The organism is Serratia sp. AR11, from assembly GCF_056376275.1.
Map to the genome: position 1 here is coordinate 3,473,538 of NZ_CM150739.1, position 21,686 is coordinate 3,495,223.

20 protein-coding genes are annotated in these 21,686 nt (G+C 54.6%); 10 read left to right on the top strand and 10 right to left on the bottom strand.

What is annotated here, in order from left to right; genetic code table 11:
- Positions 1–3: 3 nt before the first annotated feature.
- Together ACSOSI_RS16360 and ACSOSI_RS16365 are read right to left on the bottom strand one after the other, a co-directional pair.
- Positions 4–798: an alpha/beta hydrolase gene (locus ACSOSI_RS16360; RefSeq protein WP_012145810.1), complete on the bottom strand. Its 795-nt coding sequence runs from the start codon at positions 796–798 to the stop codon at positions 4–6.
- 155 nt (positions 799–953) lie between these two features.
- Entirely contained in the window at positions 954–1,859 is a 906-nt protein-coding gene (locus tag ACSOSI_RS16365; RefSeq protein ID WP_012145811.1) for a LysR family transcriptional regulator, read from the bottom strand.
- A gap of 98 nt (positions 1,860–1,957) precedes the next feature.
- Between ACSOSI_RS16365 and ACSOSI_RS16370 the strand changes: the two genes are divergently transcribed.
- Both ACSOSI_RS16370 and ACSOSI_RS16375 read left to right on the top strand, forming a co-directional pair.
- Positions 1,958–2,575, top strand: a complete 618-nt coding sequence (locus ACSOSI_RS16370; RefSeq protein ID WP_261408738.1) for a glutathione S-transferase — start codon at positions 1,958–1,960, stop codon at positions 2,573–2,575.
- A 5-nt stretch (positions 2,576–2,580) separates the two neighbouring features.
- Positions 2,581–3,495: a pyridoxamine 5'-phosphate oxidase family protein gene (locus ACSOSI_RS16375; RefSeq protein WP_476705798.1), complete on the top strand. Its 915-nt coding sequence runs from the start codon at positions 2,581–2,583 to the stop codon at positions 3,493–3,495.
- A gap of 130 nt (positions 3,496–3,625) precedes the next feature.
- Here the strand turns inward: ACSOSI_RS16375 and ACSOSI_RS16380 are convergent, their stop codons facing one another.
- On the bottom strand, positions 3,626–3,838 hold the full coding sequence (locus tag ACSOSI_RS16380; protein WP_012145814.1) for a glycogen synthase: 213 nt from the start codon (positions 3,836–3,838) through the stop codon (positions 3,626–3,628).
- A 217-nt stretch (positions 3,839–4,055) separates the two neighbouring features.
- Here ACSOSI_RS16380 and gabD point away from each other — a divergent pair, with 217 nt between their 5' ends.
- Positions 4,056–5,531: an NADP-dependent succinate-semialdehyde dehydrogenase gene (gene gabD, locus ACSOSI_RS16385; RefSeq protein ID WP_476705799.1), complete on the top strand. Its 1,476-nt coding sequence runs from the start codon at positions 4,056–4,058 to the stop codon at positions 5,529–5,531.
- A 60-nt stretch (positions 5,532–5,591) separates the two neighbouring features.
- On the top strand, positions 5,592–5,954 hold the full coding sequence (locus ACSOSI_RS16390) for a VOC family protein (protein ID WP_261128419.1): 363 nt from the start codon (positions 5,592–5,594) through the stop codon (positions 5,952–5,954).
- An 83-nt stretch (positions 5,955–6,037) separates the two neighbouring features.
- Here ACSOSI_RS16390 and ACSOSI_RS16395 read toward each other — a convergent pair whose 3' ends face one another.
- Both ACSOSI_RS16395 and ACSOSI_RS16400 read right to left on the bottom strand, forming a co-directional pair.
- A complete protein-coding gene (locus ACSOSI_RS16395; protein WP_012145817.1) occupies positions 6,038–7,954 on the bottom strand; it encodes a hypothetical protein in 1,917 nt (638 codons plus the stop codon).
- A 173-nt stretch (positions 7,955–8,127) separates the two neighbouring features.
- The gene (locus tag ACSOSI_RS16400) at positions 8,128–8,523 is read right to left on the bottom strand and encodes a (R)-mandelonitrile lyase (RefSeq protein ID WP_012145818.1); all 396 of its coding nucleotides are present in this window, start codon (positions 8,521–8,523) and stop codon (positions 8,128–8,130) included.
- 221 nt (positions 8,524–8,744) lie between these two features.
- Between ACSOSI_RS16400 and ACSOSI_RS16405 the strand changes: the two genes are divergently transcribed.
- From ACSOSI_RS16405 to ACSOSI_RS16415, 3 genes are all read left to right on the top strand, one after another.
- Positions 8,745–9,644 (top strand): LysR family transcriptional regulator, encoded by a 900-nt coding sequence (locus ACSOSI_RS16405; RefSeq protein WP_476705800.1) that lies wholly within the window; start codon positions 8,745–8,747, stop codon positions 9,642–9,644.
- 358 nt (positions 9,645–10,002) lie between these two features.
- On the top strand, positions 10,003–12,378 hold the full coding sequence (locus tag ACSOSI_RS16410) for a glucose/quinate/shikimate family membrane-bound PQQ-dependent dehydrogenase (protein ID WP_012145820.1): 2,376 nt from the start codon (positions 10,003–10,005) through the stop codon (positions 12,376–12,378).
- Between the two features lie 310 nt (positions 12,379–12,688).
- Positions 12,689–12,883 (top strand): hypothetical protein, encoded by a 195-nt coding sequence (locus tag ACSOSI_RS16415; protein WP_041418982.1) that lies wholly within the window; start codon positions 12,689–12,691, stop codon positions 12,881–12,883.
- Here ACSOSI_RS16415 and ACSOSI_RS16420 read toward each other — a convergent pair whose 3' ends face one another.
- Entirely contained in the window at positions 12,884–14,140 is a 1,257-nt protein-coding gene (locus ACSOSI_RS16420; RefSeq protein ID WP_012145822.1) for an MFS transporter, read from the bottom strand.
- An 80-nt stretch (positions 14,141–14,220) separates the two neighbouring features.
- The gene (melA, locus tag ACSOSI_RS16425) at positions 14,221–15,528 is read right to left on the bottom strand and encodes an alpha-glucosidase/alpha-galactosidase (RefSeq protein ID WP_012145823.1); all 1,308 of its coding nucleotides are present in this window, start codon (positions 15,526–15,528) and stop codon (positions 14,221–14,223) included.
- Positions 15,529–15,728: 200 nt separating this feature from the next.
- On the opposite strand from melA, the gene ACSOSI_RS16430 reads away from it, so the two are divergent.
- On the top strand, positions 15,729–16,577 hold the full coding sequence (locus ACSOSI_RS16430; RefSeq protein WP_261278134.1) for an AraC family transcriptional regulator: 849 nt from the start codon (positions 15,729–15,731) through the stop codon (positions 16,575–16,577).
- Positions 16,578–16,897: 320 nt separating this feature from the next.
- Positions 16,898–17,728 carry a lytic polysaccharide monooxygenase gene (locus ACSOSI_RS16435; protein ID WP_017893335.1) on the top strand — a complete coding sequence of 277 codons (831 nt, stop codon included), beginning with the start codon at positions 16,898–16,900 and terminating at the stop codon, positions 17,726–17,728.
- Positions 17,729–17,777: 49 nt separating this feature from the next.
- Here the strand turns inward: ACSOSI_RS16435 and ACSOSI_RS16440 are convergent, their stop codons facing one another.
- The 3 genes from ACSOSI_RS16440 to ACSOSI_RS16450 form a co-directional block, all read right to left on the bottom strand.
- Positions 17,778–19,232: an EmmdR/YeeO family multidrug/toxin efflux MATE transporter gene (locus ACSOSI_RS16440; RefSeq protein ID WP_476705801.1), complete on the bottom strand. Its 1,455-nt coding sequence runs from the start codon at positions 19,230–19,232 to the stop codon at positions 17,778–17,780.
- A 136-nt stretch (positions 19,233–19,368) separates the two neighbouring features.
- Positions 19,369–19,767: a type II secretion system pilot lipoprotein GspS gene (gene gspS, locus ACSOSI_RS16445; RefSeq protein ID WP_115184338.1), complete on the bottom strand. Its 399-nt coding sequence runs from the start codon at positions 19,765–19,767 to the stop codon at positions 19,369–19,371.
- A gap of 94 nt (positions 19,768–19,861) precedes the next feature.
- Positions 19,862–20,548 carry a cysteine hydrolase family protein gene (locus ACSOSI_RS16450; protein ID WP_476705802.1) on the bottom strand — a complete coding sequence of 229 codons (687 nt, stop codon included), beginning with the start codon at positions 20,546–20,548 and terminating at the stop codon, positions 19,862–19,864.
- A 164-nt stretch (positions 20,549–20,712) separates the two neighbouring features.
- Between ACSOSI_RS16450 and ACSOSI_RS16455 the strand changes: the two genes are divergently transcribed.
- Positions 20,713–21,675 (top strand): GlxA family transcriptional regulator, encoded by a 963-nt coding sequence (locus ACSOSI_RS16455; protein WP_017893338.1) that lies wholly within the window; start codon positions 20,713–20,715, stop codon positions 21,673–21,675.
- The last annotated feature ends 11 nt before the right edge of the window (positions 21,676–21,686 follow it).

Sequence of the window (21,686 nt, forward strand, 5' to 3'; positions counted from 1 at the left end):
GGTTTATTTCCCCGTCGTGGTTAACTGGCGGATCAACGCCCCATCCCTGGCGAACAGTGAATCCAGCACGTTGTAATGGTTGGCGCCGTCGACCGCAACCAGGCGGACGGGCAGCTGTTTTGCTTGCAGCGCAGCATAATAATGCCGCGACTGGCCAATCAGTTCCGCTAATTCGGCAGCGCCGTAAAATAGCGTCATAGGTTTGATGCGTTCGGGTATATTGCGCGCCGGGCTTAAGCGGGCAATTTGCTGCCGGGTCAACTGCAACTGCCGGTTAACGTAAGTGGTTAACAGAGGTTCCAGCTCGAAAATACCGCTGATCGGTAACACCGCGTCGACCATAGGATGATGCTGCCAGAAACTGGCCAGATGCCCCCCGGCGGAATGGCCGCACAGGTAAACCGGCGCGAGTTTATTTGGCGCCAAGCGTTGTTGAATCGCGTTCAGCGCCACACCGGTTTGCCGACAAATATCGTCAAGCGAGGCCTGTGGTGCCAGCGTATATTCCAGCAGCACCACGTCAAAACCCAACGACAATGGCACTGTGGCAATAAAGGCAAAGTCGTCCCTGGAACAAAATTGCCAATATCCTCCGTGAATAAATATTAATGTTCCCTGATGCGGCTTGTCAGTATATAACCAGTCGAAAACTTCCCGGGGTGAATCCCCATAGGCAATATTACGTTCGCTGCGGACTTGCTGATAAACCGCCTGACTGCGAGTTTGGAATGAGGTCAGAATTTCATCCTCATTGTCCACCGTCGAACCGTTATCGTAACTGCCCGCCAAAAGTTTCATATATTAAACTTCGTTTATTATTTAAGATATGCGTTAACTATTAGCACCGGGAATAATATTGTCAAGAAGGGAACAGCAGCAATGCGTGCAGGGTAATATAAATCTTTTCCGCGGCTCAATAAGTTTAACCAGTGAAACTTATTGAGCCTGAATCACTATTTTAACGGCGGCTGAATTTGCGCCAATTGACTTAATTCCTGCCAGGCATAATCCCAGAAGGTCCGCACCTTTAGCGGCATGCGTTGGCTATTTTGCGCCACCAGCTGCACCGGCATCGGCAAGGGTTCAAACGCCGGCAGCAAACGCACCAGCGTCCCCGCTGCCAGATCGTCCGCCACCTGATACGACAGCAACCGGGCGATGCCCTTGCCGGCTCGCGCCGCCAGCAACTGGGTTTCGACTTCGTTGAGCAGCAAGCGCGGCGTCAGCCTTACCCTGTCACCGTTTTCCTGTGGGCCAAACCGCCATTCGCGCAGCGACGCCCGCTGAGTGCCGACGATGGTGTCATGATCGACCAACTGCGCCGGTTCCAATGGCTCGCCGCGTAGCGCCAGATAGGCCGGACTGGCGACCGTCACCCGGGATACCTGCCCCAACCGACGCGCCACGCGGGAAGAGTCCTGCAAATGGCCGATGCGCACCGCCACGTCCAGCCCCTCGTCGATCAAATCCAGGTTGCGATCGTTGAGCACCATTTCAATTTGCATCTGCGGATAAAGATCGAGAAACGCCATGACCACCGGTGCCACGTGCTTGCGCCCGAACTGCACCGGCGAGGTAATGCGCAGCAGGCCGCTGAGCTGAGTATCCGCCGTATCCAGTACCGCCGCCTGGTATTCATGCAGCAGTAAATGCGCACGCTCCGCCAACCGCAGCCCGGCTTCGGTCGGGGCCAGCCGCCGGGTGGTGCGTTCAACCAGCCGGGCGCCAAAACGCTGCTCCAGCGAGGCGATGGCCCGGGTCACTGCCGGGGCGGAACGTCGCAGTTTGCGACCGGCGGCGGCCAGGCTACCGTGCTGGATCACCGCTACAAAAATCGCCAGTTCGTCCAACCGATCCATAGACTATTCCATAAATTGAAATTATTAATTTCCAGATTGCCGGATTTCGCTCACCGACTGCAAGAGTATGCTGATTAAAATCCTTCAGGAGTGTGATTATGCAAAAGCTAAAACTGTACGGTACCCCGCTTTCCGGCCACGTCCACCGCGTGGAGTTGCTGTTGCGAATGCTCGAACTGCCGTATGAATTTATCGAAGCCCCCGCGGCGGTGCGTCAAAGCGAAGCCTTTCTGCGCCTGAACCCTTTCGGCCAGATCCCGGTGTTGGTCGATGGCGATTTGGCGCTGGCCGACAGCAACGCCATTCTGGTGTATCTGGCCAAACGCTATGCGCCGGACAGCCACTGGTTGCCAGAGGCGCCAGCGGTGGCCGCACAGGTGCAGGAATGGTTGTCCAAAGCGGCGGGAGAAGTCCGCTATGGGCCGGCTTCCGCTCGTTTGATCGCCCAGTTTGGGGTGCCAGAAGATTATCAGGCCGCGCAGGCCGTCAGCGCGCGCTTCCTGCCACAGATGGAGCAGCATCTGACCCAACGTCAATTCCTGGCGACGGAACAGGCCACCATTGGCGATCTGGCCTGCTACAGCTATGTGGCCGTAGCGCCGGAAGGTGGCATTTCGCTGGTCCCTTACCCGGCAATTCAACGCTGGGTAGCGCGCATTGCCGCATTGCCCGGCTTCTTCGCCATGCCGTCGCTGCCGTACCCCGTCGAGAGGTAAATCCGATGATCCCGCAGATGTTCCACCCCGATGAACTACGTGCCCAGACCCTGGCCGGATTTGACCAGGTGGGCGGCGGTATTTTCCCCAACATGCCCGACCAGCACCGCAAGTTTTTCGTGGCACTGCCTTACCTGTTTGTCGCCACGCTGGACGAGCAGGGTTGGCCGGTGGCTACGCTGTTTAGTGGCCCACCCGGTTTTTTACGCACGCCGGACAGCACCCACCTGCGCATCAGCACCCCACGCCGCAACGACGATCCGGCGCAGGCGGCACTGCAATCCGGCCAGCCGATAGGTGCCCTGGGGCTGGATTTTAGCAACCGACGCCGTAACCGCGTCAACGGTGTGATCGGACGTACCGACAAAAACCGCCTTGAGATCGAAGTCAGGCAAAGCTTCGGCAACTGTCCGCAGTATATTCAGCGGCGCGAGCTGTATCCGGCCCCTGCCAACCCTGCGCCAATTGAATATCTCACTCGGCTTGACGCAGCGGCACAGGCGTTGATTCGCAACGCGGATACCTGTTTCGTGGCCAGTGCTGCCCATACCACGCTGGCGCAAGGTGGCGTGGATATTTCGCACCGGGGCGGAAAGCCGGGGTTTATCTATCTGGAGGGAAGCACTCTGTGGATACCGGATTTTCGTGGTAATCGCTATATGAATACCCTGGGTAATCTGTTGGCGCAGCCGCGGGCGGCGTTGCTGTTTATCGATTTTGAACGCGGGGATGTTTTACATTTGCAGGGGGAAACGCAGATCCTCTGGCAAGCAGAGATGGGCCAAGGGGTGGCTGGTGCAGAACGCTACTGGCGTTTCGATATACAGAGTGCTTGGCGTTTTTCGCAAGCCTTGCCGTGGCGCGGCCGCAATCTTGAGTTCTCCCCGGCAACGCTCAATACCGGGGTGTGGTCAGAATAAATCTGCACAGCCAGGTGCATGAACTTCCCCCTCTCCCAGGGGAGAGGGTCGGGGTGAGGGGCTTTAACATTGCTACTGCCTGTCTCCCCTCACCCTAACCCTCTCCCAAAGGAGAGGGAATACTCGGAGTTTATACGCTGTGTTCCACCGTTGTGGCCGCCTGATAAAGCTGGCGGAAATAGCTCAGGCGTTCAAAGAACAAGCGGCTTTGCGACTCCGACATATTGCCGGCCACTTTGCCGGCGTCCACCTCTCGCCCCTGCCACTCCATCAACGCAATGCTGGAAGCCAAAAAGTCCATTTCTCCGCCGCCATAAAGATGTCTGTCCACTGATTTCATCATTTGCACACTCCTTTTAATCACATCGAAAAGGGTCATATGCCTGCTGATTTCAGTATCGTCCCGCAGCCGGATGTTTTTTGTACAGAAGGTGCGCTTGACGGTAAATTGATTTGTTGCCACGGATCGGGCAAATAGCGGCGGAAAAGTTTGCTAGGGTAAAGGGGTGCCGTTTGGGATAGGTCACCCTGTGTTGAATTCTGAAAAAGGAAGAAAACCGATGAGCAATCACTTCTCTGCCACCCTCAAAGATCCTGCGCTGTTCCGCGAGGCCAACTATATCGATGGGCAATGGCTGCCGATCAAAGGCGACCAGAGCATCAAGATCCACAATCCTGCTACCGGCGAACGGGTCGGTCAGGTGCCGGCGTTCGGCTCCAGGGAAACCGCATTGGCGATCGCTGCCGCGAAAAAGGCCCAGCCGGCCTGGCGCGCATTGACCGCCAAAGAACGTGCCGGCAAACTGCGCCGCCTGTTCGAGTTGATGATGGAGAATCAGGACGATTTGGCGCTGATCATGACCGCAGAACAGGGCAAGCCGCTGGCTGAAAGCCGGGGTGAGATTGCCTACGCGGCGTCCTTTATCGAGTGGTTTGCCGAAGAAGGCAAACGTGTCTACGGCGACACCATTCCGCAGCCCCAGGCAGGGCGCCGCATTATCGTGCAGAAAGAGCCGATTGGCGTCTTCGCGGCCATTACGCCGTGGAACTTCCCGGCGGCGATGATCACCCGTAAAGCAGGCCCCGGCTGGGCTGCGGGCTGTACCGGGGTGATCCGCCCCGCCAGCCAAACTCCCTTCTCTGCACTGGCCATTGCCGTGCTGGCCGAGCGTGCGGGCTTACCGGCCGGCGTCTGCAACGTCATCACCGGCCCGAGCCAGGCCATAGGGGCGGAACTGACCGCCAACCCGGACGTACGCAAGCTCTCCTTCACCGGCAGCACCGAGGTCGGTGCGCAACTGTTGGCGCAGTGTGCCCCGACCATCAAAAAGACCAGTATGGAACTGGGCGGCAACGCGCCGTTTATCGTGTTTGACGATGCCGATCTGGACGCCGCAGTAACAGGCGCAGTCGCTTCCAAATACCGCAATGCCGGCCAGACCTGCGTGTGTACCAACCGTTTTCTGGTTCAGGACGGCATCTACGACGCTTTCGCCGAAAAACTGAAGGCGGCGGTAGAAAAGCTTAAGGTCGGCAACGGCCTGGACGACGGCGTGACTATCGGCCCGTTGATTAACCCGGCCGCCGTGGAAAAGGTCAACGAGCATATCGCCGACGCGCTGCAGTTGGGTGCCAGGGTTCTGCTGGGAGGTAAACCCCATGCGCTGGGCAATAATTTCTTTACGCCGACCATTCTGACCGACGTACCACGACAGGCCAAAATCTTCCATGAAGAGACCTTTGGCCCGGTAGCACCGCTGATCCGTTTCAATAGCGAAGCCGAAGCCATTGAGCTGGCCAATGACACGCCGTTTGGCCTGGCCTCGTACTTCTACAGCCGGGATATTGGCCGGGTCATGCGCGTCGCCGAGGCGCTGGAATACGGCATCGTCGGCATTAATGAAGGGCTGATTTCCACCGAAGTCGCCCCCTTTGGCGGGGTTAAAAACTCCGGGCTGGGCCGTGAGGGGTCAAAATACGGTATCGAGGATTATCTTGAGATTAAGTACCTGTGCCTCGGTGGGCTGGGGAACTAATCACCCGATGTCTTTATATGGCCCGCACGGCGCGGGCCAATGATTTTAATGAGGTCAACAATGGAATTCTCCGCCGCTATCCCCATTCTTCGCATCTTCTCGGTTGAAAAGGCCAGGGAATTTTATCTGGATTTTCTCGGTTTCACGCTCGATTGGGAGCACCGTTTCAGTGAAGACCTGCCGCTGTATATGCAGATCACCCGCTCCGGCCTGACGCTTCACCTCAGCGAACACCACGGTGACAGCACGCCGGGTTCCGCCCTATTCATTCCCACCCAGGATATCGACGCACTGCACGCCGAGCTTTCGGCCAGGCAGTATCGCTATGCCAGGCCGGGGGTTGAAACTGTCGACTGGGGAAAAGAGCTGAACATCGCCGATCCCTTCGGTAATCGGCTGCGGTTTTGCCAGCAACAGGACTGACATAAACTAAAAAGCCCTGCAGCATCGCATGCAGGGCAAGGGCTAATAAAACAACGATTGATGTGCAGCGATCGGGAAAAAGATCAGCTGTAGTCCTGTGGCGTTAGGAAGCCAATGTCCTGGCCACCGAGAGCAACATGGATCCGCGTCCCATCCCAGGCTAACGCCAACTCCGCAGCGCTTGCCTCCCCACTTCCCGTTTTCAGCGTAAACCCGCCCTGAGCCACCGCCGTAGTGGCCTTGCTGTAGTTACCGCCAACCGGTTTACTAATACGTACGTCTGATGATAATGGCGTATCAATATACCATGGTAAACCCGTGTACTGGCCTAAGGTCAGATGCACATCCGGCCCGCGCAATGCAGGTAACACACTGTTTTTCCCTTTGATACTCCAGTTTCCGGCCACACTTTGCCCAGCGCCCATCAACTTCACAGGCGAATCAATCGCCTCACTGCTTTGTTCTATAGTCAGATTGCGCGGAACTTTGATAGTAGTGGCCGTAGTTACCAGGCAAACGGCCTTCGTCTCTCTAATAATCAATTCGTCAATATCACAATCGGCTGCCAGTAGAACAATTGGCAGCACACCCTCAGGCAACCCGTGAGCAAAGCTCAAGCGACGAATCGAGCAAGGTTCCAAAATTCGACAAATTGCAGAGCCAGAAGTATAAGCAGCTGAAAATTCAAGTACGTTAATCTCGTCAATGACCAGCTGTGGCATTCGGATATAAATACTGTCCGCACTATCGACTTTTCCAATATCCAGGCGACCAATGCGGCAACGGCTCTGCTGGCCTGATGCGGTTAACGCGAAACTGTGAAAACAGGAGCGCAGAGAAATACCATCGATTAAGTTGTCTTCAGAACCGTCATGTAGCTCAACGCCACTGAGGCAGGCTCCGGCAGCCACATTGCGGACAACCTGCCCTGTCCCTGAAACATAAACCGCGCAAGCACGATTTTTGATCGCGCTACTGGTTGGGTTGTTTAAAAAATAGCAGTCCCCGGCCTGAATGTTAATACAGGTATTATTGCTACCGGATAAAATAGCTATCCCGCTCCCCCACTTACCGCACTGAATATTCGAGATATAATTATTACTTCCCATATCTTTATCTTGCGCAACACTTAACACTGCGCCGGAAAGATAACCAGCCTCAGGCTTGTCCGAAGGAATACCCGCCCCCTTCATGCGAATATTAGTCACATTGTTATTATTTCCCTTAACTAAAAATCCATCGCCGAGGCAATAACCACAAATAACGTCGGAGATCACATTACTGTCATTATAGGTGGCGAAAAAATCATCACGGCATTCATCCACAATAATGTCGTGTGCCATCGACCGACCCTGGAGGCTGAATCCGTCGTTAAAACCACTCAATTGCATATGGTGAAAATAGCTACCGTCAGCGCCAGAATAACCAACGTGACTTTTGACCGAATTGTAAACACTGTCGCGGTTGGCTACTCCCATCAGCTTCCCGCCGAACATTTCAACGCCATGAAGATAGTCATAAGCTTCTGCTGTCGATGTTTCATTGGCGAACATCGGTTTCACATGGCCCGTTTTGGCCTTGATCGTGGCACCATTTAAATTGATGGTTTTACGCGACGTACGGCCATCTTTGATTCTGACCGTATCAGACGTCAGATAAGTGGCACCAGCTCGGCAAATCACGGCGTAAGGGGAAAGAAAACATGTGGTAAGCGGTAGAGTATCGTCAGCAACATTATCGCCACGCGCCCCATACATCGCGGGAGTAACGGTACCTGAGATATCCAAAACCCTTACCCAGACCCAATTGCCGGTAGATTTGATATACATCCCCCCGTCATCAGTCAGCGTTGACGACTGAATAGCACTGAATAAGCCGCCACCATCCGGAAGCGTCACTGGAGCATTCCAATTGGAATAATAGGAGGTCACCTCAACCAGCTCTCCGACAGCAGCCGGTATGAGGGTCCGCAACGTAGATATATCAGGACAATTGTTCATGGTATTTACCTTATTGGATTAAGACCGACAGTCGGCATATCCAAGGTAAATGAAAACCAGCCACCGGGTCGTGAGTGGGCTGTTGTGCCATCGCTGGCCAATCCGTCGCTAACCCTGCAGATACCCGGTAACCGATCCTATCAGGAAAGTCAGACATCATCGTAGCGCAGCCATTATTTTTGGTACTGCACGTCGCTGACCTGCTCCAGCCAATCCACCGGGCTGCCGTTTAATGATTCGGCGATGGCAATGTGGGTCATGGCCGTCTCCGGCGTCGCGCCGTGCCAGTGTTTGACGTCTTCCGGGATCCAGACGATATCGCCCTGGTTCATTTCCTGGATCTCCTCGCCCCACACCTGGATCCAACCGCGCCCCTGGGTGACGATCAACGTCTGGCCGAGCGGATGGGTGTGCCAGGCTGTGCGCGCACCTGGCTCAAAGGTCACGGTAGCACCGCCTACGCGGGCCGGCTCACTGCCGGCAAACGGCGCATCGATCCGCACCTTACCGGTAAAATAGTCTTCTGGACCCGGACGGGAGGGTTGGGAACCGTTGCGTTGAATTTTCATTTGTTGCTCCGTTTCGGCCAAAGTAGCCGACGCTAATAGGGACAGAATAATTGTAGAGGCTGCGAGTCATTTAAGCTGCCAGACCAAAGATAACGTCGCTCCGGCATCAGGACTAGATGGCAAAATGCGCAAGGAGCTATGAGCTGAATTCATTAATTGTCGGTGGTCATCGCAAACGGCTAGAATATCGTCATTAATTCTGCCCATGCTGTGAGGCCGGGATGTTAAAAGAAAACTTTAACGATTTAATTTCGTTTCTGATGGTCGCCCGCGAGCGTAGCTTCACCAAAGCGGCGGCGAAACTTGGCGTTTCCCAATCGGCCTTGAGTCATGCCATCAGGGGCCTGGAAGAACGGCTGGAACTGCGTTTATTGACCCGAACCACCCGCAGCGTGGCTCCTACCGAAGCCGGTGAGAGACTGCTCAACAGCATCGGTCCGCGTTTTGCCGAGATTGAAAGTGAACTGGATGCCCTGAGTGAAATGCGGGCACGTCCGGCGGGCAACATCCGCATCACCGCCGGCGAACATGGCGTCGACTCGGTGTTATGGCCAGTGTTGAAGACATTTCTGGCGGACTACCCGGATATCAATGTCGAGATCACCTTGGATAACACCCTGACCGATATCGTCAGCGGCCGTTTTGATGCCGGAATTCGTCTGGGTGAACAGGTCGCCAAGGATATGGTTGCGGTGCGTATCGCAGCGGATATGCGCCTGATCCCCATCGCCTCCCCCGCTTATTTTGAACAATACGGCACGCCAACCACCCCACAGGAACTGCAAAACCATCGTTGCATCAACATGCGCTTACCCACCATGGGCGGTCTCTACGCCTGGGAATTTGAAAAAGACGGCCGTGAGATCAAGGTACGTGTCGACGGCCAGCTAACCTTTAACAGTCTGCGCCAACGCATTGACGCGGCGAGGCTCGGCTTCGGCATCGCCTTTGTCCCGCAAGACAGCGTCACCGATGAGCTAGCCGACGGCCGTTTGGTCCAGGTGCTCGACGAATGGTGCCCACGGTTCCCCGGCTATTACCTCTATTACCCCAGCCGCAGGCAGCACACCACCGCCTTTGCGCTGTTTGTCGAGGCACTGCGCTACCCACGGCAAGCCTGAAAATCTAATTTCCATTCATAAAGCCAACAAAAAATCGCCGAAACAGCACAAGGTATGCAACGAAAGAGTAACAATTAGAGTAACCTAGCCGCGCTTCAGGCGGAGCGGTCGCCAGCCTCTCAATGAAGGGACAAAACGCTACGCCCGATGCAGTGTTTTTTACTTTCGTCCCCAATGACAGAGTTTTTCAATAAGCCAAAACCAGCCTCACCATTTTAACTGCCACTGCCTTTTAGCCTTGGCGCTGGAGAGGGTTTGCCGAACGCACGGGATGGATTTTTAGGGAGAAACCGCGTGTTTTTTTGGATATGGCTTAATCTCTAAATCGGGGACTTTTCATTTTGGTAAGGATAATACTATGCAAAATAAAGCATCATTGTCGCCGCTCATCATCATCACGGCATTATTTGCCGCGCTGAGCGGACTCTATCTGCTGGGAGGCGGCATCTGGCTGGCCAAGCTCGGCGGTTCGCTGTATTACATCATCGCCGGCCTGGTGTTGCTGGTTACCGCCTGGCTGTTGGCTCGCCGCCGCGCCACTGCCCTGCTGCTGTATGCCGTATTTTTACTCGGCACCACAATTTGGGCGTTGTGGGAGGTCGGCCCGGACTTCTGGGCGCTGACGCCACGTCTGGACGTCACCTTCTTCTTCGGCCTGTGGCTGGTACTGCCGTTTATCTATCACAAGCTGATTGCCAGCGGCAAGTTGGCCTACAGCGCACTGAGTATCGCGCTGGTGTTTACCGTCGCAGTACTGGCCTACGCGGTGTTTAACGATCCGCAAGAGATCAACGGTACCCTTGAACCGGCCCAGGTGAAGGTTGCCCCTCAGGCCTCAGACGCCGATTGGCCGGCCTATGGCCGTACTCAGGAAGGCACGCGTTATTCCCCACTGAGCCAGATCAACGACAAGAACGTCGGTCAGCTCAAGGAAGCCTGGACCTTCCAGACCGGCGACCTGAAAACCGCCAACGATCCGGGGGAAATCACCAACGAAGTGACCCCGATTAAAATCCGCGACACGCTCTATCTGTGTACCCCACACCAGAAGCTGTTCGCGCTGGACGCGGCCACCGGCAAGCAAAAGTGGCAGTTTGATCCTCAGTTGAAGTTCAACCCAACCTTCCAGCACATCACCTGCCGTGGCGTCTCTTATCATGAGACCCCTGCCGCCGCAGGCAACGCCACCGACGCCTCGCCGGCACAGTGCGCACGCCGCATTATCCTGCCGGTGAATGATGGCCGCCTGTTTGCTTTGGATGCCGAGACCGGCAAGCCTTGCGCCGACTTCGCCAATAACGGTGAACTCAATCTGCAAAGCAATATGCCGTATGCCACTCCGGGCCATTATGAGCCGACTTCACCACCGGTGATCACCGATAAGGTGATTGTCATTGCCGGTGCGGTGACCGATAACTACTCCAATCGCGAACCTTCAGGCGTGATCCGCGGTTTTGACGTCAACAGCGGCAAACTGCTGTGGGCGTTTGATCCGGGTGCAGATGATCCCAACGCCATCCCGGCGGATGAACATCACTTCACGCCGAACTCGCCAAACTCCTGGGCGCCTTCAGCCTACGATGCCAAGTTGGATATCGTTTACCTGCCAATGGGGGTGACCACTCCGGATATCTGGGGCGGCGATCGCACGCCGAACATGGAGCGCTACGCCAGCGGCCTGCTGGCATTGAACGCTTCTACCGGCAAGCTGGTGTGGTTCTATCAAACGGTGCACCACGACCTGTGGGATATGGACGTACCGGCCCAGCCGACGCTGGCGGATATCACCGACAAGAGCGGCAACAAGGTGCCGGTGATTTATGTGCCGACCAAGACCGGTAACATTTTCGTTCTTAACCGTACCAACGGTGAACTGGTGGTTCCTGCACCGGAAAAACCAGTTCCGCAAGGCCCGGCCAAGGGCGACCGCCTGTCACCGACTCAGCCTTTCTCTGAGCTGACTTTCCGCCCTGAGAAGAAACTGACCGGTGCGGATATGTGGGGCGCCACCATTTATGACCAACTGGTTTGCCGGGTGATGTTCCACAGCCTGCGTTATGAAGGCACCTTCACCCCGCCTTCCGAACAGGGCACGTTGGTGTTCCCGGGTAACCTTGGCATGTTCGAATGGGGTGGCCTGTCTGTCGATACTGACCGTCAGGTGGCCATCGCCAACCCTATCGCGCTGCCGTTTGTGTCAAAACTGATCCCACGCGGCCCAGGTAACCCAATCGAGCCGCCGGTCGGCGATAAAGGCGGCAGCGGTACCGAAGCCGGCGTCCAGCCGCAGTACGGTGTGCCGTTCGGCGTGACCCTGAACCCGTTCCTGTCGCCACTTGGCCTGCCGTGCAAACAGCCTGCCTGGGGTTACATTTCCGCGGTAGACCTGAAAACCAACGATATCGTGTGGAAAAAACGCATTGGTACCGTGCGCGACAGCTCTCCGCTGCCGTTACCGTTCAAAATGGGGATGCCGATGTTGGGCGGACCGGTCTCAACCGCCGGGAATGTGTTCTTCATTGGCGCAACGGCGGACAACTACCTGCGTGCCTTCAGCGTGACCAACGGTGAAAAACTGTGGGAAGCGCGGCTGCCGGCCGGTGGCCAGGCGACGCCAATGACCTATGAGGTCAACGGCAAGCAGTACGTGGTGATTTCCGCCGGCGGCCATGGCTCGTTCGGCACCAAGCTGGGCGACTATATCGTTGCTTACGCACTGCCAGATGAGAAATAATCGTCGAGGATAGCCCTATCACAGAGCACGCCGCCTGGCGTGCTCTGTCACCGTAAACACCCCGCAAAAACTTTTCACGCCAGACCGCCCTTTCCCACAATAAATTTCACATTATGTGTTGATAATGATTATCATTCGCAATATTATGACTGCGTTGGCCCCGGCAGTGGCCGACAATCATCTCGATATGACAGGCAGTGAACTGACGGCCGCCTCCGGGCGGCCCTTTTTGGAGACCTATGATTCAACACCGCAGCAGACAAAAAATCGTTATCGCCCCACCCATCACTACCGGTATGGAGGTTTTTGCATGAGCCAACAACCTTTGACCGCCATGCTGATGCTGGTTTATCTGCTGCTGATGGTTCCGGCGCTGTTTGCGATCGACAACCGCCTGAGCGCTACCCGCTGGGGCCAGGGCCGCCTGCTGCGCAAAACGCTGCAAACCGGGTTTATCATCGCCCTGACATTGTTGTTCTTTAGCCTCATGACATTACTGTATTGATTAATTCGCCGCCACCGGCAGCACAGCCTCTTGTTTTACCACCGCGACCTTGCCGCTCAGGGCAAAGGCCGAGATCAGGGTAAACAGCAAGGCAATGCAGCCGAGGATCAGATACGAGGTTTTAAAGCCGTAGTTGACGTACATCAGGCCCGCCGCATAGGACATGCCGATAGCCGATAGCTGCTTGAAGAAGCAGAAACCCCACAGGTAAATCGATGCGGAAAGATTCACGTTAAACTGGGTGGTAATGTATTTGAAAATGCCCACCAGCAGGAACGGCACCTCAAACATATGCAGGGTTTTGAGGAAAATCACCGCAGTCACCGAGTCCGCCTGAGACGAACCGATAATCCGCACCGACATAATCACCCCGGCAATCAGCAGCGCGTTCTTGCCGCCAATGCGGTTGATGATCAATGGCGCAAAGAACATGATAAAAGCGTTAAGGAACTCGCCCAGCGTGGTGACATAGCCAAACGCCTGAGTCCCGGCATGTCGGTCGCTGAAAAACGAAGTGAAGAAGTTGGCGAACTGCTGATCGAATACGTCGTACACGCAGGCCACCCCGACGATATACATCACCAGGCACCAAAATTTGCGCATTTTCAGCAGGCTCAACGCCGCTTTCAACTTGACCGGTTTATGGTTCAGCGCCAACCCGTCCGCCACTGCCAGCGTGTTGTTTTGCTCAGGTTTGAACATATAAAGCAGGCCGGCCAGCACCAGCGCAAAGCTCGACGCCAGCCAAAACGCAAACTGGTTGTTAATAGTAAACATATAGCCAACGATCGACGCGCAAATCGCCCAGCCGATACAGCCAAACAGCCGGGCACGACCATACTCAAACTGGCTGCGGCGGCTCACCTTCTCGATATAGGCTTCAATTGCTGGCGAGCCTCCGCTGCACACCAACCCCAGGTAAATCCCGCACAATAGCGCCCCGAGCACAAAGTTGGTTTGCAGCAGCGGCGAGAAGACATAAATAAACAGCGGCGCCAGAAACAGCAGCAGGAAAATGATCATCCACAGCAGGTGTTTCTTCAGGCCAAATTTGTCGGTGACAAAACCAAAAATCGGTTGGAACACCAGCGCAAACAGCGCCATGCAGGCGAATACCAGACCGGTTTGTTGCTGGTCGAGTTGGTTGACGTCATGCAACCAGATCGGGAAGAACGGCAGCACCGCCCCCATGATAAAGAAATAGAAAAAACAGAAGGCACCGAAGATCCAAAAGTTCTTGTTCTTTAAATAAAACATGGCTCACCGTCCCATTTATGACGGCGCAGGAAGCCCCGCGCCTTGTGCGTTTTGAGGAGGTAATACAGTTAGTTTGGCGATCAGTGGTAGGCGGGAAGCCAGTTACCGTGGGCCTCAATCAGTTCATCGCAGAGTTTACGGATATCATCAATCGAAAGCTCGGCTGAAGTATGCGGATCCAGCAGTGCCGCGTGGTAAATCGCTTCGCGTTTATGGGTTACCGCGGCTTCGATAGTCAGAAGTTGGGTATTGATATTGGTGCGGTTGAGCGCCGCCAGTTGCTCCGGTAAATGGCCCACGTAGCAGGGCGAGATGCCCTGCCCATCCACCAGGCAAGGCACTTCAACACAGGCCTCGGCAGGCAGGTTGGTAATTAAACCGCTGTTGAGCACATTGCCACCAATCTTGTACGGACGATCGGTTTCCATCGCTTCAATAATATAAGACGCATACTCATGAGTGCGGGTATGAGTCAGGTTGGCGTCATTGGTCAGCGCCAGCTTGCGCTGTTGCCATTGTTCAATCTGCTCAACACAGCGGCGCGGGTACTCGTCCAGCGGAATGTTAAAGCGCTCAATCAATTCAGGATAGTTACGCTTGATCCAATAAGGCATGTACTCGGCGTTATGTTCCGAAGACTCGGTGACGTAATAGCCAAAGGTTTTCATGATTTCATGGCGCACCATATCATCATGTTTGCCCTGCAGCGCATTGGCGCGACGCTTGATTTCCGGGTACAGATCCTCGCCATGGCGACGAACGTCCAGCAACCAGGCCATATGGTTAATGCCTGCGATGTGGAACTGGACATCATCGGTAGGCATATCCACGCTTTTCAGCAGCGTCTCTGCACAGACCTGCACACTGTGACACAACCCCACCGTTTTCACTTCGGTATGGCGCAGCATGGCGCCGGTTAAGGCCGCCATCGGGTTGGTGTAATTCAGCAGCCAGGCATCCGGACATACCGCTTCAATATCCCGGGCGAAGTCAAACATCACCGGAATGGTGCGCAGCGCACGGAAGATGCCGCCTATCCCCAGGGTATCGGCAATGGTTTGCTGCAGGCCATACTTTTTAGCAATGGTGAAATCGGTGATAGTGCAAGGATCGTAACCGCCAACCTGGATGGCGTTAACCACATAATTGGCATTTTTCAACGCCGAACGACGATTTTCCACCCCGAGGTAGGGAGTGATCTTCGCCCTGCCGGCGTTAATATTGCGATTGATATTGCTGAGCATGGCGAAAGATTCATTGAGACGGGCGCTATCAATGTCGTACAGCGCGATATCCACCTCTTTCAATGCCGGCGTTGCCATGATATCGCCGAGTACGTTCTTGGCGAAGATGGTGCTGCCTGCGCCCATAAAAGTTACTTTAATCATCCTATTTCTCCGCTGCACTGGTTTTCGATAGGCTGAAATTACCCTGCAATCCCTAAGCCGGATATGGATGAATGTGACCTCACTATGGCGAAAAACGACGCAGCGCAAAAACTGTGAGCCAGGTCTGGATTTGGCGTTTACCCACCTAACGCATGGCCGCTACACTGTTAGCGTGGACAAGAAAACCAGGACATTGCCTGATGCATAAGAGTTTTACCCTAAGCCGCACCGACAATATTGAGCTGAATCTGTACCAATATGGTGAGGAGAACTGCGATAAAGGGCACAGCTTCGGCCCGGCGGTGCGGCAGCACTATCTATTTCATTATGTGATAAGCGGAACCGGCGTACTGCACAGCGAATACGGTGCATTTCCAGTCGTTGCTGGTGAAGGTTTTTTGATCCATCCGCACGACGTAACCACCTATCGCGCCGATAAAAAAGATCCCTGGCATTACATGTGGCTGGAGGTCGACGGACTGGTGGCCGGCAAGATTTTCGAAGAGTGCCGCCTGAGCCGCCAGTTCCCGATTTATCGCCCCCGCAAGACTGACGAGACTCCCCAGGCCCTGAGCTATCTGCGACAGCTCGTTAGCCATGATGATGAACATCGATTGAAGACCCTCGGCCTGAGCTATCTGTTTTTTTCTGCGTTGATCGACAATGCGCTACAGGGCAGCGATGAACACCCCAGCGACAAGACGCAACATCTGCACAAAGCGGTCAAACTGATTGAAAACCGTTACCACGAACACCTGACCATTGAGCGCCTGGCCGCCTACTGCAATATCAACCGCAGTTACCTGTGCCGATTGTTCAAGGGGGCTTACGGTATCGGGCCAAAGGAGTACTTGCTTAACTTTCGCATGACGCTCGCCACCAGCCTGCTGCGTAACAGCCGGACGGCGATAAAAGTGGTGGGGATCTCGGTCGGCTATGAAAACCAACTGCATTTTTCTAAAGCCTTCAAACAGGTCCACGGCGTATCACCGGCCCAATGGCGGCAGGAAAATCAACCGGATAACGCACCGCCTTGCCACAAAGGTTAAGCCATCACATCGTTGACCCTTCCCCCCACTCGCCATCGGTCTCTGAGAGCGATGTTCAGAGAAGAAACTTTTCTCTTCACCTTGTGAAGTATTCAATAAGTTAATTAATTAAATCTCACCATCTCGCATTATTGTGATGAATATCACTAATTTTATCGATATATCAGCAATAATGCTTAAGTATTTTTTTAGTGCTGTTACCTAAATGTTTATCGACTCATTTATCCACTTGCCGTTACGCCCAATATTTGGCGTTGCATCAAGGCGATACAGATGCAGCCTCAATTATGACGGGTTTAAATCATAGAGGAACAACTTCAATGTTATTAAAGAAAACCCTTTTGGTATTAGCCTCATGTTCATTATTTTCCACCGCCGCATTGGCTCAGGAGCAAGTTTCCACTACCAAAGAGCAGGCTTCGGCACAGCTTAGACACGGTTCTGTCGCTACCCCTATTTCACGCCAATACCAATGTTTTAAAGAAGGCGGATTTTATTGGCCGGCGGACGGTTCAGGTATAAAAGAGAGTGATTGCAGGGCGGCATATCAATACATTTACAATAAATATCTTAACAAGCCCGGCTTTGTTTCACCGAAAAAAGAAGGCAATAAAAATAGCAGCAAGCAAGAAGTTAACCTGATTGAACAGTCTAACTATCAATTCAGGCAATGGAACGAAGTCTCCAAAAACGTCGCCGATTACAACAACCCCGCCGCCGTTAAGGCCGCGATACCCGATGGGCAGCTCTGCTCTGCGGGGAACGTGGGTACCGAATGGGATGACAGAGACAAAGTCTGGAATGACAAGTCAGGATTGGACGTTAAAGCCCCTTGGCGCACTAGCGATATCCAGAAAAATGCAAATGGTAAAATCGATATTGTTTATGATGCAACGGCAACGCATGATCCAAGCTTCTTTGAAGTTTATATTTCCAAAGCCGATTACGATGCTGAAAAAGCCGAATTAAAATGGAGCGATCTTGAGCTGTTAGGCAAAGTTGAAAATGTGACTCCGGTGAACCAGCAATATAAATTCGCCGTCGATGCGAAAAACTATACCGGCAAACATGTGCTCTACGTTCGTTGGCAGCGCATAGACCCGGTTGGCGAAGGTTTTTATAGCTGCAGTGACGTCAATATCAAAGGCTGAATATTCATCGCTTGATGCCCGGTTCATTGGCTGAACCGGGCCTTTCGCATCAGATATCGGATGGGTCTTTTTCCGCCACATCAGGCTGTTTTAGCCGCGGATATTTCCATAGCCAACGTCCGCTGACCATACGCCAATAAAACAACGCACCGCGCACCGCCCAATCCATAAACATCCCTAACCAGACGCCGACCACGCCCATCCCCAGCACAATGCCCAGCGTATAGCCGGCCACCACGCGGCAACCCCACATGCCCAGCATCGACACCCACATGGCGAAACGAGCGTCGCGCGCGCCTTTCAAACCGGCGGGCAGCACCCAGGAAGCGGCCCAGATGGGCATAAAGGCGGCGTTGAGCCAGAGCAGCACCTTCACCACCTCCTTCACGTCATCTTGTTGCGTATAAAACGAGGCGAACATTCCCGCCAGCGGCGCCGTGCCCCAGGCGATCACCGTCAGTCCAATCGTCGCCAGCCAGAAGATGTGCCGCAACTGCCGTTCCGCCTGGGCTATCTGCCCTTTACCCAGACGTTTCCCGACAATAATGGTCGATGCAGACCCCAGGGCGTTGCCCGGCAGGTTGATCAATGAAGCGACAGAGAAAGCGATGAAATTACCGGCGATAACGTTGGTACCCATACCGGCGACAAACATTTGGGTCAGCAACTTACCGCCGTTGAACAACACCGACTCAATGCTGGCAGGAATACCGATCCCGAGGACTTCCCACAAAATCGTCAGTTTTAACGGACTAAAATAACTTTTCAGCGTGATATGCAACGCCGGGTTAAAGCCGATCATCAGCACGTAGATAATCGCTATCGCGCCGATATAGCGGGAAATGGTCAGCCCCAACCCGGCACCGACAAAGCCCAACCCATGCCAGCCCAACATGCCATAAATCAGGATGCTGCTGATGATAATATTCAGGATATTCATGCCGCCGTTGATCAGCAGCGGGATCTTGGTGTTCCCGGCCCCGCGCAACGCACCGCTGCCAATCAGCGCAATGGCCGCCGCCGGATAGCTCCAGACCGTTGTTTGCAGATAAGAAAGCGCCAATGCTTTCACCTGCGGCGTGGCGGCACCGGCGATCACATCAATAATCTGCTCGCCCGCCAAATGGATGCCCACCGCCAGCACCAGGGCCACCAGCGTCATCAACACCAGCGACTGGCGTGCCGCCGAGCGTGCTCTTTTGCGATCGCGCTTGCCCAGGCTGAAGGCCACCACCACCGTGGTGCCCAGATCCACCGCGGCGAAGAAGGAGATAATCACCATGTTGAAGCTGTCCGCCAGCCCGACCCCGGCCATCGCCTCTTTACCGATCCAGCTCACCAGAAAAGTGCTCAGCACTCCCATCAGCAGAACGCAGGCGTTCTCCATAAAGATCGGCACCGCCAGCGGCGTGATTTCACGCCAAAACAGGACGCGATAACTTTTGCGTTTTGGGTACCAGGGGGTATTTTCTACTCGCTGACGCAAGGCGGTATATGGCTTCAAGATCGGCTCATGGAATAAAAGTGAAACAACATTTCAAATAATGAGCGACAGATGCTTATCCTGCAAAGAATATTTTAAACGGAGATGGGGATTGTGGGATGACGGGCGCCACATGCCGCGCCCGTGCATGCGGGGACTACTCCATGTAGTCTTCCTGATCGGACTTGGCTGCGGCAACAAAGTTTGCAGTACGATTGTTCAGCGCGGCACATTTGTCCGTCAGCAACTGACGATCCTCCAGTATGGCCAGATAACGAGCCTGAGCCAGTGCCGGCAACTGCTGATAACCCGCTGCCTGGGTGTCCCAGCCCCGGTGTTCCGCCACTCGCATCGCGGTACGTTGCAATTTGACGTCATCCGGGATGTCCGGGCGGTGACAGTTTTGCCGCAGGAAGTGACTACCAGCCAGCATGGTGGAAAGCTTTTCCAACTGTACTTGCAGTGGTGGCGGCGGCTGATGTGCCTTTTGCTGGCAGCCCACGAGGAATAACAAGGCCGCAGCGCCCAAAACTGAAGTACGTAACACAGTCAACATAGTGATTACCCATAAAAAAGTGATGGTTGAAATCAGCTTAGGCGAGCCATGAAATATTGCAAAGTGGCCGGCGGCCTGCCTCCCCGAGGACCGCTTAATTCACCGGCAGTGCCAAGACCTGATCGGTGGTTTTGATTTCAGCAAACACATCGGCTACCCCGGCCAGTGCAGCGCGTTGCAGCACGGCGTGATTCACAATTTGGTTATCCCAGGTAGCCAGATCGCGGGTGGCGGTGGCATCCTCGGGAATAATCACCTCATAGCCCAACGGCACCGCATCGCGCGCCGTTGAAGAGACGCACATATGAGTCATCAACCCACTCACTAGCAGCTTCTTGATACCCGCCTGCTTAAGTTGCTTATCCAGATCGGTGCCCACAAATGAACTGGGGGTGGCTTTGGTGATCACCCGATCAATGCCGGACGGCTGCAGATCCGGATGGAACTCGGCGAACTTGCTACCTTCGGCAAACAACGGCCCGTTTGCCGGGCCAATATGTCGAATAAAAAACACCGGCATCTTGTGCTGATGGGCAAAACTGACCAACCGTTGCGTGTTCATCAGCGCTTTATTTCCGTCGGGGATGGGCATCTTGCCGATGAAGTATTCATTCTGAAAATCAATCACCAATAGCGCTGTAGCGTTAGCCGGTAAAGATGTACTTGCCTGCGCACCGCTCATGGTACGAATGGTAGGTGCCCTTTGCTTATCATCGGCAAAACCCAGGCTGGAGGTGGCCATCGAGAGTGCCAGTGCAGTACCGGAAATCAGTTTTTTCATTTTGGTTTATCCTTGTGAGAACAACAAAACAGCACGTCGTTTCCTGCTGTGGTCGGGTTCAATTCTGCAGGTTGCAGTGATATGGCAACAGGTAGTCTAATAACCAAAAGCGATATCATCGGGCCAAATCGTCCACATAGGGTTAATAATAAAAAGGAAGCAGTATGGCGCCACTTAAAGTGGGTATCGTGGTTTTTAACAACATCATCCCGTTTCACCTTTCGGTGCCCTGTGCAGTGTTTGAGAAGGCACTGAACAGCAACGGGGAACCGGCCTATCAGCTGTTGATTTGCGCCACCGAACCCGGCCCATTAAAGACCAACGCTGGTTTCTCGATAGTGGCAGATCATGGATTAGCGGCGTTGGCGCAAGCCGATATGGTGATAGTACCCAGCTGGTGCAATCCCGAAGTCCCGCCATCACCACAACTTATCGACGCCCTGCTAGACGCCCATGCGCGTGGCGCTACCCTGGTCGGCCTGTGTGTCGGAAGCTTCGTTCTGGCGGCGGCCGGCTTACTCAACGGCCGTCCGGCAACCACCCATTGGCAATGGATGGCAGATTTTCTGCGACGATATCCCCAGGTGTCGATAGACCAGAATGTGCTGTACGTGGATGACGGCGATATTGTCACTTCCGCCGGCACCGCCGCCAGCATCGACTGCTGCCTGCACCTGGTACGCAAGCACTGTGGTGCGGAGAGCGCCAACGCGGTGGCCAGGCAGTTGGTGGTGCCGCCACACCGTCAGGGCGGCCAGGCACAGTTTATCGAGCAACCGGTGTATAACACTGTGGGCGGTGACCGTTTTATGCAAACGCTGAGTTGGGCAACGGAAAATCTGCAGCAACCGCTGACGCTGGATGCACTGGCGGACAAAGCCTGCATGAGTCGCCGCAGCTTTACCCGGCGCTTTCAGCAAACTACCGGCACCAGCGTCATGCCGTGGTTGCTGAATCAGCGGCTGGCGATGGCGCAGCGCTTTCTGGAAAAAACCGACCAGCCCGTCGAGCGCATTGCGCAGGCCGCAGGTTTCGCCACTGCGTTGTCAATGCGCAGGCATTTTCAGCGGCAGTTCAAGACGTCGCCGTCTTTATATCGCAAGGAGTTTCGCGTTACGGAAAAATAAGCCGGTCATTC